Source organism: Streptomyces sp. GS7, from assembly GCF_009834125.1.
Taxonomy (GTDB): domain Bacteria; phylum Actinomycetota; class Actinomycetes; order Streptomycetales; family Streptomycetaceae; genus Streptomyces.
In genome coordinates this window covers 6759948-6774848 of the sequence record NZ_CP047146.1, presented here as the reverse complement: position 1 = coordinate 6774848, position 14901 = coordinate 6759948, and the positions used below count along the sequence as shown (strand labels likewise).

The window sequence follows — 14901 nt, the reverse complement described above, 5'->3', positions numbered from 1 at the left end:
GTCTTGAGCGGTCATATCTGCGGCCACTGGATCATCCCCGACCGAGCGCCCGGGACTGCACGGCGCCGGTCCTCCTCAGTTCCTGACCTCGAAGGACTTCTTCTCGATCAAGGTGCCGTCCTTGAAGCAGAACCGGAAGACCGGCTCCTTGCGCCAACTGCTGCCGGACTCCGTGGAATTCAGGCTGAGGCACTTCGCCCCCTCGGGCACGGGCGGCGCACCCTTGTCCAGGTCGTCGGTCAGGAAGGAGTCCCCCTGGGGCAACTGCTTGCGGACCTCCGCCTCGGACTGGCCCACCTTCACCGCCTTGTACTGCTTCGGCTCGATCATGGCCTTGTCCGTCTCGCCCATCAGGAAGATTCCCCCGACGACCGCGGCGATCACCAGCAGCAGGGCGATCAGTGCCGCCACCCCGCAGCCGATGGCTATGCCGCTGCTTGTCTTGTTCCTGCTCATCGCCTTGGCCAGCTCCTTCGGCAGACCGATCCCGTCCATGACGGGATCACCCTCGCCCAGGGGGCCCGCCGGAATCTGCTGCCGAAAGTCGCCTGTGGGATCAACGAACGTCGTCGCCGCATCGCCCAGCACCGGGCTCGGGATACCGCCCTCCGGGGAGGTGTACGGCAGCACGCCCGCCAGCCGGAAACCGCCGTCCGCCGTCGGGCCCGCGTGCACCATGCCCCCGACGAGCCGGGCCCGCTCACCGAGCCCGGTCAGCCCCTGACCGCCGCTCACCACGCTCCGGCCGGTGCCCGCGGTCTCCGGTGCGGGGCCGTTCGCGACCTCCACCACCAGCGAGTCCGGCTCATACCGCAACTCGATGGTGATTGCGGCGCCCGGGGCGTGCTTGTGGGCGTTGGTCAGACCCTCCTGCGCGATGCGGTACGCCGCGTGATCGGCGGTCGCAGGGAGCGGGCGCGGCTCGCCGAAGCACCGCAGCTCCACGTCCGTACCCGCGCTCCGGGACGCTTCCATCAGGCCCTCGATGCCGGCCACCCCGCGCGACGGCGCCGTGACGTCTTCCGCTCCCGCGGCCCCGAGGCCCGGGGCGGTGTCCCCCTGGCCGGGAGCCGGCGTGCCGTCCCGCAGCACCCCCACCACTTCGCGCAGCTCGTGCATCGCGGCCACCGACGCCTCGCGCAGCACCCCCACCGCCTCCCGCTGCCGCCCGGTCAGCTCACGGTCCACCTCCAGCGCACCCGTGTGCACCGCGATCAGCGCCAGCTGATGCCCGAGGCTGTCGTGCATGTCCTGCGCGATGCGCTGACGCTCCCGCATCCGGGCCTGTCCGGCGATCATCGCGCGCTCGCGCAGCAACTGGGCGCTGTACTCCCGGAGCGTGTCGGTCAGCGTACGGCGCTGCGACCAGTAGCGGCCGGCGAGGCCGGGCACGATGATCGCGACCAGCAGCCAGAGGGCGCCGACGAGCAAGTGCGACAGTGAAAAGCGAGGCAGCTCCTGCACGACCGCCAGGCCGAGGGTGAGGACGTAGACGAGGCCGAAGGTGCCGACCGCTTTGCCGACCCCGTCGATCCGCCGCCCCGCTGACCAGGCGGTGACGAGGACCAGCAGGGTGAAACCGTCGAACGGGACGGAACCGGCGGCGGTCACCAGCAGCACCGTCGCAGGCAACACCCGGCGCCAAGGGGACAGCAGTCCGGCCGCCAGCCCGACGGCGACGATCTGGACCATGCCGCCGTGGCCCAGGGCCTCGACACCTGCTCCCAGCAGCCCGAACACCACGCTCAGCAGCGATTCGCCCACGATGCGCCGGGGAGGCCACATCCCGGGGGCGAAGAGAGCCCTGCCCGGGGCGGCCAGCCGGCGGGGCGCCGAACGCAGCCTCGCCGCCAGTGCCTGGCGAGCCGATGCAGCAGGGGCCGTAGATTCCACACGATTCACGCCGCCACGTTAGGCCCCTCAGCCGGACACGGCACCGGCCATTGGTCGCGACGGCCGACGACGAAAGTCGCACCCGGCACAGCGACCCGGCACACAATCCGTCGGACACGGACAGCTAAGCGGTCTCGATGAAGTCAAGTGCTTATCCTTCTCAGCATCCGCCGAACAGCGAGGGTTCGGCAGCGCGCTTCACCGCCTCCACTTGGCTGGCACATCATGAGCACCCCGGCGTTTTCGGCGGCTGCCAGCGGCCTGGGAAGGGATCATGCACCAGGGGTTGCCATGCGGGACGTCGAGAGGCCGGGTGGTGCTGACCTGCGAGGGCGACACCACCCGGCACGCCCGAAGTCCCTCGTTCAGGAATTCGATCCCGCGCCACTGTGATGAGTGGTGTCCGGGGGTCACGGTCCGGGTCGGTATACGAGGAGTGCGGGGTGTCCGCCGGGGCCGTGCGGGATGGGGTAGTAGCTGAGGTGGGTGGTGGGGTCGACGGCGACCACGTGGGCGCCGTCGGCGAGGTGGGCGCGGCCGGTGATGGTGAGGTGCCGGTCGTGGTTGTCGGCGGTGGTGACCCACCCGGACTCGGCGGCCACGAAGAGGTGGCGGGCGGCGGGGTCGTAGGCGAGTACGTCGGGATCGTCGCCGACCTGGTCGGTTCCGGTGATGTGCCAGGTGGTCAGGTCGACGGTGAGCAGGCGGGCGTTGCCGTCGCAGGCGATAAAGGCCAGCCGGTTGGTGGGGGCGAGGATCAGTCCGTGGTCGTGGTCGCAGCCGGGCAGGGGGACGCGGCGGGTGATGTGGAGGGTGGTCGGGTCGATGACGGCAAGTTCGTTGCCGGTCTGGACGTCGACCAGCATCTGCCGGGTGGTGGGGTCGTAGGCGACGTTGCCGGCCTCTCCGCCAAGGGGGACGTTGCCGCGGGTCGCTCCGGTGGCGGCGTCGACGACGGTCTCCGAGCCACCGGATTCGTTGGTGGTCCACACCGTGCCGTGTACCGGGTCGTAGGCCAGCCCGTCGGGGTAGTCGCCGGTGGGGCTGCGGTGCAGGACGGTGCCCGTGGCCTCGTCGATGGCGACCACCTGGTTGGCGTCGGTGGCGGTGGCGTACACCCGATGCAGGGCGGGGACGACCAGCACGCCGTGGACGCCGGACAGGCCGTCGATGATCCGTACGACGCGGCCCTTGTGAACGTCCACCTCGATGACCTGGCTCGCGCCGAGGTGGGCGATGAACAGCAGCCCGCGGTCGGGATCGAGGCTCGCGTAGTCGAAGCGGGAGCTGTCCCCCGGCAGGGCGATCTCCTTCGCCGCGGAGTGGCAGTGCCACCCTGGGCGGCTGGCCGCCGCCGCGGGTGAGCAGTACGACGGCCACGACGGCAACGCCAGCGAGGACCAGGCCCACGATCAGGGCCAGTAGAGCGCGGGGGCTGAGACGACGGATCATGTGCGGGCTTTCCGGGGTCGGCGGTGAAGCGGTGAGGGCGGCCCGCCACTGCCCACGGGGGGCGAGCGGCGGCGGGACGGCCGGGTCGTCCAGTACAGCGACGACGAGGCATACGGCGAGGGATACGCGGATGGCAACGCCGACAGCGTCGCACCGCATCCGATCCGACCTCAGCCGATCACGACGCGGGCGCCGGCGCGGTCGTGTCCAGGGCCGGGCGCAGTGCCTTGGCCAGGGTGACTCCGTCGGCGGTGGCCCAGAAGTGCAGGTAGAACAGGCGCGGGTGCTCGTCCAGGGAGTGGTTGTGGAGCTCGACGATGTCGATGTTGCCCTTGCGGAGCGCCTGGATGACCTTCTGCACCTCGGGGGCGGTCATGACGAAGTCGCCGTTGATGGCGGCCTTGTCGCCGCCCAGGGGCTGGAAGTTGATGCCGGTGGTCAGGCCGAGGGCGGGCGGGAGCACGTGCTCCCCGTCGTCGATGGTGTTCCTGCGGGCGACGGTGAACTTGTAGATGCCGCCGTCGGCAGTGCCCTTGCGGCCGAGTGCCTTGTCGATGCCGGCGGTGTCCAGGGCAATGGGCGGCTGCGTGGACGGGGGCGGCGAGGCGGGCGGGAGGGAGGTCGCGGCGAGGGCGGACTTGAGGCCCCTGGCGAGTTTCACCGGGTCGCCCATGGCGTGGACGTGCGTCCACCAGATCGCCGGCGACTGCTGGAGCAGGTGCTTGTGCAGGGCGGTCTGCTCGATGCCGGCCGCCTGCAACGCATCGGTGACCTTGGGCAGTTCGTCCTCGGTGACCACCAGGTCGCCCATGAGCATCGTCGTGTGCTTGTACTTGGCGAACGTCGCATAACCGCCCAGGGACAGGCCCGGCTTGACGGTGACGCCCTCGGTGGTGACCTTGAGGTCCTGGCGGGGCAGCGGGACGCGGTAGACGGTGCCCTTCATCAGCGTTCCGGTGCGGCCGAGGGCGTCGGCGACCGGCTTCCAGTCCGCCTCCTTGGTCTGCACGGGCTGCTGAAGGTGGGGGTTCCGGGAAGGGGCCTGCGCCGCGACCGCACTCGTACCGCCGGCGGCGCCGCTTCTCGTCTGGGTGCCGCAGCCTGTCAGCAGGCCGGCGCCCGTCACCAGGAGGAGCGCGGCCGTGGTCCCTGCGGCCGGCTTGGTGAGCGAACGGGGTGACATGACCACTCCTCGTCGAGATCGTTGTCGAAGTCGAAGGTGTCTGTGTGGCCAGAGAAGCCGCCCCGGATGAAGTCGACATGAAGATCGACCCGCTCGGGTGACTTCATGCCACCTTCATCAGCGGCGGGGATCGTGAAAGGCGCGACGATGTGCGCGGCAGCGGCGGACGAAGGACGGTGCGATGCGGATCCTGGTGGTCGAGGACGAGCCCAAGATGCGGGGCTTGCTGCGCCGGGCCCTGACTGAGGAGGGCTATGCCGTCGATGTGGCCGCCGACGGCCTGCAGGCCCTCGCCCTCACCGATGTGGCCGCCTACGACGCGATGGTGCTGGACGTCATGCTGCCGGGCCCGGACGGCTTCGAGGTGTGCGCGACCCTCCGGCACCGCGGTATCTGGCTGCCCGTGCTGATGCTCACGGCCAAGGACGCGGTCGCCGACCGGGTGCACGGTCTGGACGGCGGTGCCGACGACTACCTCACCAAACCCTTCAGCCTGGACGAGCTGATGGCCCGGCTGCGGGCCCTGATCCGCCGCGGCCCCGTCGAACGCCCCACCGTGCTGACCGCCGGCGACCTGTCACTGGACCCGGCCACCCGGACGGTGCGGCGCGGCGACAAGGAGATCCCCCTGACCGGCAAGGAGTACGCCCTCCTGGAGGCGCTCATGCACCGTCCCGGCACAGTGCTGACCCGCGCCGTGCTCGTCGAGCACTGCTGGGACCTGGGCACCAGCCCCGGCTCCAACGTGGTCGACGCCCACATCAAAGCCCTGCGCGACAAGATCGACCGCCCGTACGGCACTCGGGCCGTCGAGACCGTCCGCGGCGCCGGATACCGGATCCGCCGCGACGGCGGACGCACCAGTACCCACCGCCCGTCATGAACCCGCCCGTCATGAACCGCATCCCGCTCCGCATCCGCCTCACCGCGATCTTCGCCGCCGTGATGGCCCTGGTCCTGGCCGGCGCCGGCTACCTCACCCTCAGCCGATTCCGCGAGTCCCAGAGCGAATACGGCTCCGTCACCGGCATCGCCCACCAGGCCCAGCAGGAAGCCCTCGACGACCTGGTACGCGAACTGCTCACCGCCCTGCCCATCGTTCTCATCCTCGCCACCATCGGCGCCTACCTGCTGGCCGCCGCGGCCCTGCGCCCAGTGGAACGCATGCGCACCCAGGCCGCCGCCGTCACCGAGGACACCCCCGGCTACCGCCTCGACGTACCACCCAGCCGCGACGAGATCGCCCGCCTCGCCACCACCCTCAACGACATGCTCACCCGCCTCCAGACCGCCCTCAACCACGAACGGCTCTTCGTCGCCGACGCCAGCCACGAACTGCGCACCCCGCTCAGCCTGCTGCGCACGGAGATCGAACTCGCCCTGCGCCACCCCCGCGAAGCCGCCGAGCTGCGCGCCGCCCTCGTCTCCGCCCATGAGGAGACCGAACGGCTCGTCCAGCTCTCCGAGGACCTGCTGCTCCTCGCCCGCACCGACCGCCGCGACACCACCCCCGCCGGGTCGGCGGTGCCCGACCTGGCCCGGCTCCTGCACCGCGTGGCCGCCCGCCTGCGGAACGGCTCCCCCGGCACGGCCGTCACCGTCGGCTGCCCCGACGGACTGACCGCCGCCGTCCCGCACGACCGCCTGGAACGAGCGGTGACGAACCTGATCCACAACGCCCAGCAGCACGGCCGCGGCTCCGTGGAAGTCACCGCCCGCCCCTACGAGAAGCCGGCTCACGAAATGCCGGCGCATGAGAAGCAGGTCCGCATCGAGGTCCGGGACCACGGCCCCGGCTTCCCGCCCGACTTCCTCCCGCATGCCTTCGACCGCTTCACCCAGGCCGACCGCTCCCGCGCCACCACCGGCACCGGCCTCGGACTGGCCATCGCCGCCGCCATCGCCCGCGCCGCCAACGGCGAGTACGGCGCCTACAACCACCCCGACGGCGGCGCCGTCGCATGGATCACCCTCCCCACCCTTCCACAGCCGCCCAGGTCCGCTTGATGCACCCCAAACCGCATGAAACCATGGTTGCATCCAGTGCGGGTTGACTGTGGGGAGCGGCGATGGACCGGACAACGTCCGATGCGCGGATCGGTGCACGCTGTGGCCGCTGACCGGCCGACCCGCGACCCGGGCGAGTGGGTCCTGCTCTCCTACCGGATGCCCCGCGAACCCTCCTCGCCCCGCATCGCCATCTGACGCAAGCTCAAGCGCCTGGGAGTCGCCCAACTCTCCGACGGTCTGGTCGCACTGCCCGCCGACGCCCGCGCCCGCGAACAGCTGGAGTGGCTCGCCGACGAGGCCATTGAGGCAGGCGGCACCGCCGCCATCTGGATCGCCCAGCCCGCCACCCACGCCCAGGAGCGCGAACTGGCCACCACCATGGCCGCAGCCCGCGCCGCCGAATACCAAGCCGTCATCGACCAGGCAACCCAGGTCGCCGACGCCGCCAACACCGCATCCGTCGTACGCAGACTGCGCGCCGAACTGCGACGCGTCGGCCGCCGCGACTTCTTCCCGCCCCCCCGAACGTGACCGCGCACACGCCGCTGTATGCGCCCTCGCCGACGAACTGGACGACAAGTCCCTTAGCGCAGCATCGAAGAGCGCAAGCCACCCGGAGAACACCACCGAATCCGGCATATCTCGCATCCGGAATAGGTCGCGCGAATGAGACTGTCTGGTCTGCCTCCTGCTGGGACGCGAGACAGGGGAGAGTCAGCCCGCACCTTCGCCCTGCTGGAGGCCGCGGAGCGCAATGGCACCCCCGCCAACGAGAGCTCGCGAGGTACCCGATGACACCTCCGCCGCACAAGCCCGCGCCTCGCGCCTGGCTCACCGCGCCCCCGTGGCACGGTCAGCTCCGTGGGACAGCTGTGACTGTCGCTCGTGCATGATGAATAGCGGCGTGGGGAGAGAGAAGGTTTCCGGTGAGGGACCGGACTGCTGCGGAGACCTGGGAGCGGCAGAACGGTGAGTCTTCCCAGGCGTTCGAGGCGTTCGCTGTGTACCGCGATCTTGGTCCTGGGCGGAGTGTTGCGAAGGTGGCACAGGAGTTGCATAAATCCCGGACGCTGCTGGGCCGCTGGTCGAGGCAGTACGCGTGGGTGATGAGGGCCGCGGCGTACGACCGTGAGCAGGATCGGTTGTTCGTCGCCGAGCGGCAGTAGGTGCCACCCATCGCCATTTCAACGTATCTGCTCTCCGATTTCGCCATCGAGCCGCCGGACTACCCCGGCGCTCGAAGCTGGTCGGTATCGCGTTCCGCCGCGGCTCACGAAGCCGACGAACCGTTGATGAGGATTCTTGGTTTCAAGGATCCCCATCAGGGCCGCCCGGTTGGCTCTGGCAGCCGCAGCCGCAGCCGCAGCCGCAGCCGCAGCCGCAGCCGGACGCAGCCTTGGCTTCAGCGATCAGCCCTTCTGGGCCGGGCGGCTGGCCGCGCTGGGCACCGTCGCCGCGCCCGTCTCCGTCAAGAAGCTCACCGAGGAGCGGCTCGCCGTGCGCGCCCCGAGCTGCGGGAGAACGCCCTCGGCGCCGCCCGCCGCATGGCTGCGGGGGACGGCGCCGAGGGTGTCGTAGGGGCGGTGCGGCGGTCTGAGCGTTGGCTGTCCGGGCGGTCGGTCCGGCCCGGACAGCTCCCGGCACTCAGATCTTCGCGAACTTCTCTGCGTCGGCGTAGACGTCGTTCGTCGCGTCGAGGGTCTTGACGGCGACCTTCACCTTGTCGCCCTTGTGGAAGACGGCCCCCGCCTTCGGGGTCAGCTTCACCTCCGCGATGTGGGAGCCGAAGTCGCAGGTCACCTCGCCGCTGGCGAGAGTGCCGGTGGCGACGGCCTTCTTGTTGACCGTGCTGGTGGCCACGCCCTCGATGCGCAGGGTCTCGCCGGTGTCGCAGGAGTAGGTGACATCGACGATGATCACGTGCTTGGGCTTGGCCACGTACTCGGCGCCGTCGATGGCGATGAGGTTGGCCTTGGCCGAGGCCGGAGCGGCCAGAGCCACCGCGCCGCCGGTCAGGACGACGGCGGCGGCCGCGGTGGCGCCGATACGGGCGCGCAGACGGGACTGCTTCATGGGTGTTCCCCCCTGAGAAGTGGTGCGAAAGGTACGGCGCTGCCCCGCCGGTTCACAGGAACCGCACAGGAGCAATGCTTACGGATCATCACAGGTGGCAAGGATGGCCGTCCAGGGGATATCTCCGGCGCATATACGACACTTTGGTGCCAGTGTTGGCCTTGCCGCACTTACTTCCCGAAAAGCACTCGGCGCCCTCGGCTACGAGGTCATCCTCGAACTGAGTGCGGCCGCATAGTCCGCTCACGTCATTTTCAAGAGAGCACAGCGGTACCTGCCCGTCCAGGTCCGGCACGGCCTGACTGTCGTCATGTCCTCGCGCCGGATCCAGCAGGCCGGACGCGCGGCACAGGCCGCCGTCTGTGCCGCGGTCACCGCGAATCGATACCGGCAGGGCAGCGGTCGCTGGGGAGGCTTCGCAGGCAGCCAGTTGGTGATTTCGACCTCGGGAGGCCGGCTCTCATCGCGCTCGGCCAGACGGCTCACGGGTTGCTGCTTTGACGCGCACTCGCCGGGCGCTTCAGGGGAGCAGGTGCCTCCTGTCCGCCCCACTGTCGGTGCTTGGCGCCGGGCAGCCACCAGTTGGCCCGGCCCAGCAGCCGCATGGTGGCCGGGACGAGCAGTGCTCGGATGAGGGTGGCGTCCAGCGCGATGGCGATGAACATCCCGACGCACAGCTCTTTGACCATGGTTACGCCGCTGGTGGTGAAGGCCGCGCTGACGGCCATAACTACCGCCGCGGCTGAGGTGAAGACCGGAGCGGACTGCTGTAGCCCAGTCGCGACCGCGGCGGTGTTGTCCCCGGTGGCGTCGTACTGCTCGCGGATGCGCGACAGCAGGAAGAACTCGTAGTCCATGGAGAGGCCGATCAGCAGGATCAGCATGATCACGGGTTGGGCGACGTCGATGTATCCGGTGCGGCTTGCGCCGACAAGCCAGGTCAGATGCCCGTCCTGGAAGATCCACACGAGCGCGCCGAAGGAGGCTCCGAGGGACAGCGCGTTGACGAGCAGTGCCTTCGCCGGCAGGACGACCGACCGCAACGTCGTCAGCAGCAGCACATACGTGAACACCGCGATATACAGCAGGACCCACGGCAGTCGGCGGCCCAGCAGTTGGAGGGTGTCCTGGGCCATGGCCGACAGCCCGCCCACCAGAACTTGGCCGCCGTCCGGCGGGGGTAGCGCGCGAATGTGCCGCACCAGTGCGCGGGTAGCCGGGTCCTCGGCGCTGCCGTTGTGGCTCAGATAGATCACCGCACTGTGCTGGGACGTTGCGGCGATGAGCCCGGCGCCGGTGCCGGGCAGGTGGACTAGTTCGCCGGCCCAGGCGGTCAGTGTCCGCTGTCCGTCGCGGGTGTCCAGCCGCTGCGGCACGGTGACCATCACCTGCACGGTGTCCAGCCCGCCGAGCGCGAAGTCGTGCCGCAGGGCGTCGGAGGCCAGGCGGGCGGGCGCATCGGCGGGCAGGGTCCGCTGGTCGGGGAAGCCGAGGGTGATATGTGCGAACGGTGCGGTCAGGGCCAGCAGCGCCAGCAGCGTACCGATCACGTAGTGCCCTGGCCGGGCCATCACCGCACGAGCCAGTCCGGCCCAGGGCCCCTCTGCCGGGACCGTGTCCTTTCGCCGTGGCCGGCGGAGCCGTCCGGCGTTCACGCGCGGGCCGAGGAGGGCCAGAGCGGCGGGCAGCGCGGTGACGCTGAGGACGGCGCTGACGGCGATGACGACAGCTGCGCCGACACCGCACGCCTGCATGACACCGACGGGGAAGAGCAGGAATCCCAGAGCGATGCCGGTCATGGTGGCCCCGGACAGGAACACCGTGCGGCCGGCGGTGGCGCAGGTGGCCGTGACCGCGTCCGGCACGCTGTGACGGCCGGCGAGCTCCTCGCGGAACCGGCCGACGACGAAAAGGGCGGCGTCCACTCCCAGCGCCAGTCCCAGGGAGGTCACCAGGCTCACGGTGATGAACGAGATCTCCACCGTGCCGCTCAGCAGCACCAGGACGCCCAGCGTGATACCGATGCTGAGCCCACCGATGACCACCGGCAACAGGGCCGCCACCAGGCTGCGGAAGATCAGCAGGAGCAGGGCCAGCACCAGGGGAAACGCGATCAGTTCGGCGCGCCGCACATCCGCCAGGGTCCGCTCGGCGACCCCGTCGACCACCGCGACCGGCCCGGCGTACTCGATGTCGAAGCCCTCGGCCCGCAACGCCGGGCGCAGCCGGTGGTAACTGGCCACGCGGCTCGTGTCGTCCGCACCGGCGAGCATGATCGCGACGGCCGTCGCATGGTGGTCCTTGGAGACCAGCGGGGGCAGATCGCGCGACCAGTACGTCATGGTGGAGACGACGGTTCTTTTCGGCGCGGACGCCAGTGAATCCTCCACTGCCCGGCGGAACATCGGCTCGTCCACCGTGTGGTGGGGGTTGCGGTAGATGGCGACCACGTCCGCGCCACCGCGCCCGATGCGCTCCCGGACCGCCACGGCGGCCCGGTTGGACTCGGCGTCCTGCGCGATGATTCCCCCGTAGCTGAGCCGGTCGTGGATGCCTGACGCTGCGACCGCCGCCAGTACGGCCAACACCAGGGGCACCACGAGAAAGACCCAACTACGGCGTGCGGCGGCACGGCCGAGCGTCACGAACACGCGGCTCCCTCCCGGTGCCACGTGTGGCCCGTTCCGCTAGCGGAACGGCGGGCTCGGGACATCACCAGGGGCACGCCCAGGCGCAGCGCCATCCGTGCCTGGTGTGCGGGACCGATCCGGGGCTTGGCGCTCAGCACGTCGTAGTCCCGCCGCTCGATCTCGGTGAGGTAGGACCGGTAGAACATCAGCGAGGCCGTGACCAGTCCCCGGCATTGGGGGTGCAGGAGACCGGGGAGGCCGGCGCCGCGCTCGTAGAGGGCGTGGGCCCGGTCCACCTGGAACTTCACCAGGTCCCTGACGGCCGGGGTCATCCGTCCGCAGGCCAAGTCCTCACGCGTGACGCCGAACCGGTCCAGGTCCTCCAGCGGCAGATAGGTCCGACCGAGCCGCTGGTCCTCGGCGACGTCACGGATCAGGTTGGTCAGGTACAGGGCCAGTGCCACCGCCTCGGCTTCCGACCCGGCCGGCCGGCTCGCAGGTCCCATGACAGCGACGACCATCCGGAACGGCTCGACGGCGATGAGACGCAGGTAGCCCAGCAGATCATCGAAGGTGGAGTACTCCGTGACGCGCTGGTCCATCAGATAGGCGTCGAGGAACGCCTGGGCGCCTGTGGGGTCGAGGTCCCAGGTGCGGAGTGTGTGGATCAGCGCGCGCACGCTCGGCTCACACGAGTGCCCGGATTCAAGGTCGGCCATCGCGGTGGTGCACCAGTCAGCGAACTGTGCTCGCCCCGCCCCGGTTTCGATGGCCGCCTCAGACATCTCGTCGACGTGGCGGGCGAACCCGTACACAGTCCACAGGTGCGGTCGTCGTTCCGGTGGCAGCAGCAGGCTGCCGCGCCAGATGTCTTTCCCGTCCCCGATGGCGGTCAGGAGTCGGCGGCAGTACTCGTAGGACTCGCGCAGGAGCGGATCGTGGATTCCGGCGCGGGTCAGGGCTCGTTGGTCGAGGTACACGGCTGCCTCCTGGGTACGGATGGCTCGGTGCTGCGGCCCGGGTCCTCGACGGCTCCGAAGGTGCGGTTGCGGGTCGCGTAGATTTCCACCGCCTGCCGTAGGTGATGGCGGTCGAAGTCGGGCCACGGTGTGTCGACGAAGACGAGTTCGGCGTAAGCGCACTGCCAGAGCAGGAAGTTGCTGATGCGTTGCTCACCGGAGGTGCGGATGAACAGGTCGACGTCCGGCAGTTCGGGGGAGTAGAGGTGGCGGGCGAACATCTGGGCGTCGAGGGTCGCCGGGTCCAGCGTGCCGATGGCGGCGGCCTCGGCGATGCTGCGGGCCGCGTCGACCAGTTCTGTCCGGCCTCCGTAGTCGAGGCAAATGGTCAGGGTGAGCCGGTCGTTGTCGGCGGTCAGCTGCTCGGCTGCCTTGATCTCGCTGATGAGATCGGGAGGCAGACCGGTGCGTCGTCCCACGTGCCTGACGCGCACGGCATGGGCGTGCAGCCGCTGAAGATGCTTGCGCAGGGTGCTCCGCATCAGCGTCATCAGGAAACCGACTTCGACTGCGGGACGGCACCAGTTCTCGGTGGAGAACGCGAATACCGTCAGATGGCGGATACCGATCTCGACGGCGCCTTCGACCACCTGTATCAGCGCCTTTGCGCCGGCTGCGTGGCCTTGGGTGCGCGTAAGCCCCCGGCGGGTGGCCCAACGGCCGTTTCCGTCCATGACGATGGCGATGTGGTCGGGAACGGGCGGCGTCGAGCGGGTGGGAGGCGGAGCTGCCAGGGGATTGTCCGCTACAGAGCACGGACTGATCACCGCGGTGTCCGGTGACGGTGCCTCGGCTCGATATGACTGTTCCCGTCGCACAGTGCACCCCGTATTCATGAGGGAGACATACCGCTGCAGTCCCCGGCGGTTGTCGAGGGCGGGCCCACTGCCGGAGCCCGTGCCGGGCAGGCAAGACGCGCCCGGCACAGGCCCGTTGGAACCGTCAGCTACCGGTCACCGCCCCGGAGCCGGAGCCGGTAGCCCCATCGAAGGTCCCGCTGGTGACACAGTTGACCTCGACCTGTTGAGCGGCCGTGGCCGTACCGCTCACCACGGTGCCCGCGAAGGCACCGCTGGTAATCGAGCCGCTGGAGATGCTGGCCGTGATTCCCTTTCCGGCGGTAGCGGCCCACACCACGGTGGCCGTGACGGTGCTGTGCGTCCCATCGGGCCAGGCGATGGTTCCCGTGACGGGTGTCGTAGCGTTCACGCAGTTGTTTTTGTTGATCGAGAACGTGGCAGTGCCGCTCGCCTTGCCGTTCTCCGTGCCCGTGACCGAGCAGGTGCCCGTTGCCTGGTACATGACCGGCTTACCAGGGTCGTTGTCGGTCTTCACCACGGTGCCCGTGCCGTTCCGGCAGGTGATGGACACGGGCGCGACGCTGACCGCTCGCGACTGCGCGGCGGGCGCCGCCGTGGCCGTCGCAGCGGTTCCGGCCAGCACCGCGAACAGTCCGTAGACACCAAGGCGGGTGAGACGGCGACGCCACTTCGACGTCGCGCCCGAACCCTCGACGGCGCCTTCCTGCGGATTTCCGTGGATATTTACTTGAGTTGACACGTCTCCTCCTTCCAAGAGGAATTGGACCTGCGTCGGGGCAGAAGTAATTCCATGCCGCAGTGCGCGGAAAATAATGGGGAGTGGACTGCCATCAGCCCGAGTGGACGCATCTCGCCGCTCCGTGAATCCCAAGAAAAGTGGAGCTGTGGATGCGTGACGAGAAAGGGTGACTTCCGGAAAAGGGCTCCGCGAAGGGATATGCGCCACAGTCCGCTAGATGCGGAACGCTGCCACGGAATCCGCCGAGGCCGCTTTCGCCGTACAGGCCTGCCGTATTGCGGCCACTGTACTGCGGAACCCGCCGAAGCGGAAGGCGTTAGATGGGATTGCACGACTATTCTTTACCGACGTTAGGGCGACGCCATAGGGTGGGCATTTGTCGCACATTGATTCGATGGAACGCTGAAACGGAATTCTCGCGTTCGATATGAGGTGGGGTGCGGGGTGTGTGGAAACGGCGACAGGCTACGAACAGCCCCGCGGACACCGAGGCAAGCCGCGCTAAGGGTTGTCCCGTAATCCTTGGCGGGCGCACGACGACAGCTACGGCGCCTCGCTGCGTTGTCGGAACATCCGGATACGTCCGGTATCCGGATGCCCCTCCGCCTTGCGATACACCGCATCTGACGCCGTGCGCTGATCCACCAGGGATTACGGGACAAACCCTTAGAATTCATTAATTGCGGAAAATCTTGATTGATATGCCGTAGGTATGTTTCGTGAGCAGTGAGGAGTGAATCCTGTCTAAGGATGAGTTCTTAGTAGATGCCGCGGCCATCTCCGGGTTAGCGAAAAGCTTCGATACTCATGGGTCGGACTTGGAGAGCTACACAAAGGAGTTCCGGGCGAAGACCGACGCCGAGGTGATTGACAAAGGATTCGGCGTCCTCACGGAATCCGAGGAAGTAACCTCCGCGTACATTGAGATGTCCACCGACATGGTGGAGTCGCTGAACGCTCTGCGGCAGCACCTCGATCACATCAGCCAGGGCCTGCGCACGGTCCAGCAGAACGCCACAGCGTCGGATGAGTCTCTGGCGGCCGGCTTTGACCGGGGGCGTCAGGCGTGAGCGGTGACGAG

At 69.0% G+C, this 14901-nt stretch carries 13 protein-coding genes and 1 pseudogene; 6 read left to right on the top strand and 8 right to left on the bottom strand.

Going from position 1 to position 14901, the window contains the following annotated elements; translation table 11 throughout:
* Positions 1-75: 75 nt before the first annotated feature.
* The 3 genes from GR130_RS29440 to GR130_RS29430 form a co-directional block, all read right to left on the bottom strand.
* On the bottom strand, positions 76-1785 hold the full coding sequence (locus GR130_RS29440) for a sensor histidine kinase (RefSeq protein ID WP_159510298.1): 1710 nt from the start codon (positions 1783-1785) through the stop codon (positions 76-78).
* Between the two features lie 518 nt (positions 1786-2303).
* A complete protein-coding gene (locus GR130_RS29435) occupies positions 2304-3281 on the bottom strand; it encodes a YncE family protein (RefSeq protein ID WP_201305037.1) in 978 nt (325 codons plus the stop codon).
* A 242-nt stretch (positions 3282-3523) separates the two neighbouring features.
* On the bottom strand, positions 3524-4528 hold the full coding sequence (locus GR130_RS29430; protein ID WP_159507518.1) for a DUF1259 domain-containing protein: 1005 nt from the start codon (positions 4526-4528) through the stop codon (positions 3524-3526).
* A 181-nt stretch (positions 4529-4709) separates the two neighbouring features.
* Between GR130_RS29430 and GR130_RS29425 the strand changes: the two genes are divergently transcribed.
* The 5 genes and pseudogenes from GR130_RS29425 (at position 4710) to GR130_RS29410 (ending at position 8116) form a co-directional block, all read left to right on the top strand.
* Positions 4710-5411: a response regulator transcription factor gene (locus GR130_RS29425; RefSeq protein ID WP_159507517.1), complete on the top strand. Its 702-nt coding sequence runs from the start codon at positions 4710-4712 to the stop codon at positions 5409-5411.
* Positions 5408-6535: a sensor histidine kinase gene (locus GR130_RS41680; protein ID WP_159507516.1), complete on the top strand. Its 1128-nt coding sequence runs from the start codon at positions 5408-5410 to the stop codon at positions 6533-6535. Before GR130_RS29425 ends, GR130_RS41680 begins: the two co-directional genes overlap by 4 nt.
* A gap of 213 nt (positions 6536-6748) precedes the next feature.
* Positions 6749-6907, top strand: a pseudogene (locus GR130_RS42085) (Chromate resistance protein ChrB); the annotation flags it as partial.
* Between the two features lie 9 nt (positions 6908-6916).
* Positions 6917-7069 (top strand): hypothetical protein, encoded by a 153-nt coding sequence (locus tag GR130_RS40025; RefSeq protein ID WP_201305036.1) that lies wholly within the window; start codon positions 6917-6919, stop codon positions 7067-7069.
* Between the two features lie 804 nt (positions 7070-7873).
* Positions 7874-8116, top strand: coding sequence for a hypothetical protein (locus GR130_RS29410; RefSeq protein WP_159507515.1), 243 nt, complete (start codon positions 7874-7876; stop codon positions 8114-8116).
* Between the two features lie 66 nt (positions 8117-8182).
* Here the strand turns inward: GR130_RS29410 and GR130_RS29405 are convergent, their stop codons facing one another.
* The 5 genes from GR130_RS29405 to GR130_RS29385 all read right to left on the bottom strand — a co-directional run bounded on the left by GR130_RS29405 (position 8183) and on the right by GR130_RS29385 (position 13820).
* Entirely contained in the window at positions 8183-8611 is a 429-nt protein-coding gene (locus GR130_RS29405) for a hypothetical protein (RefSeq protein ID WP_159507514.1), read from the bottom strand.
* Between the two features lie 482 nt (positions 8612-9093).
* Positions 9094-11256 carry an MMPL family transporter gene (locus tag GR130_RS29400; protein ID WP_159507513.1) on the bottom strand — a complete coding sequence of 721 codons (2163 nt, stop codon included), beginning with the start codon at positions 11254-11256 and terminating at the stop codon, positions 9094-9096.
* Positions 11253-12221, bottom strand: coding sequence for a phytoene/squalene synthase family protein (locus GR130_RS29395; protein ID WP_159507512.1), 969 nt, complete (start codon positions 12219-12221; stop codon positions 11253-11255). Before GR130_RS29395 ends, GR130_RS29400 begins: the two co-directional genes overlap by 4 nt.
* Positions 12197-13096, bottom strand: coding sequence for a polyprenyl diphosphate synthase (gene uppS / locus GR130_RS29390; RefSeq protein ID WP_268977943.1), 900 nt, complete (start codon positions 13094-13096; stop codon positions 12197-12199). Before uppS ends, GR130_RS29395 begins: the two co-directional genes overlap by 25 nt.
* Positions 13097-13202: 106 nt before the next feature.
* On the bottom strand, positions 13203-13820 hold the full coding sequence (locus GR130_RS29385; RefSeq protein ID WP_159507511.1) for a hypothetical protein: 618 nt from the start codon (positions 13818-13820) through the stop codon (positions 13203-13205).
* Between the two features lie 818 nt (positions 13821-14638).
* Here GR130_RS29385 and GR130_RS29380 point away from each other — a divergent pair.
* Positions 14639-14890, top strand: coding sequence for a hypothetical protein (locus GR130_RS29380; protein ID WP_236573635.1), 252 nt, complete (start codon positions 14639-14641; stop codon positions 14888-14890).
* Positions 14891-14901 lie beyond the last annotated feature (11 nt).

Coding starts and splice junctions, on each gene's coding strand:
- GR130_RS29440 (WP_159510298.1), bottom strand. CDS start 1,785: ATGTGGCCTCCCCGGCGCATCGTGGGCGAATCGCTGCTGAGCGTGGTG.
- GR130_RS29430 (WP_159507518.1), bottom strand. CDS start 4,528: ATGTCACCCCGTTCGCTCACCAAGCCGGCCGCAGGGACCACGGCCGCG.
- GR130_RS29425 (WP_159507517.1), top strand. CDS start 4,710: ATGCGGATCCTGGTGGTCGAGGACGAGCCCAAGATGCGGGGCTTGCTG.
- GR130_RS41680 (WP_159507516.1), top strand. CDS start 5,408: ATGAACCCGCCCGTCATGAACCGCATCCCGCTCCGCATCCGCCTCACC.
- GR130_RS40025 (WP_201305036.1), top strand. CDS start 6,917: ATGGCCGCAGCCCGCGCCGCCGAATACCAAGCCGTCATCGACCAGGCA.
- GR130_RS29405 (WP_159507514.1), bottom strand. CDS start 8,611: ATGAAGCAGTCCCGTCTGCGCGCCCGTATCGGCGCCACCGCGGCCGCC.
- uppS (WP_268977943.1), bottom strand. CDS start 13,096: ATGAATACGGGGTGCACTGTGCGACGGGAACAGTCATATCGAGCCGAG.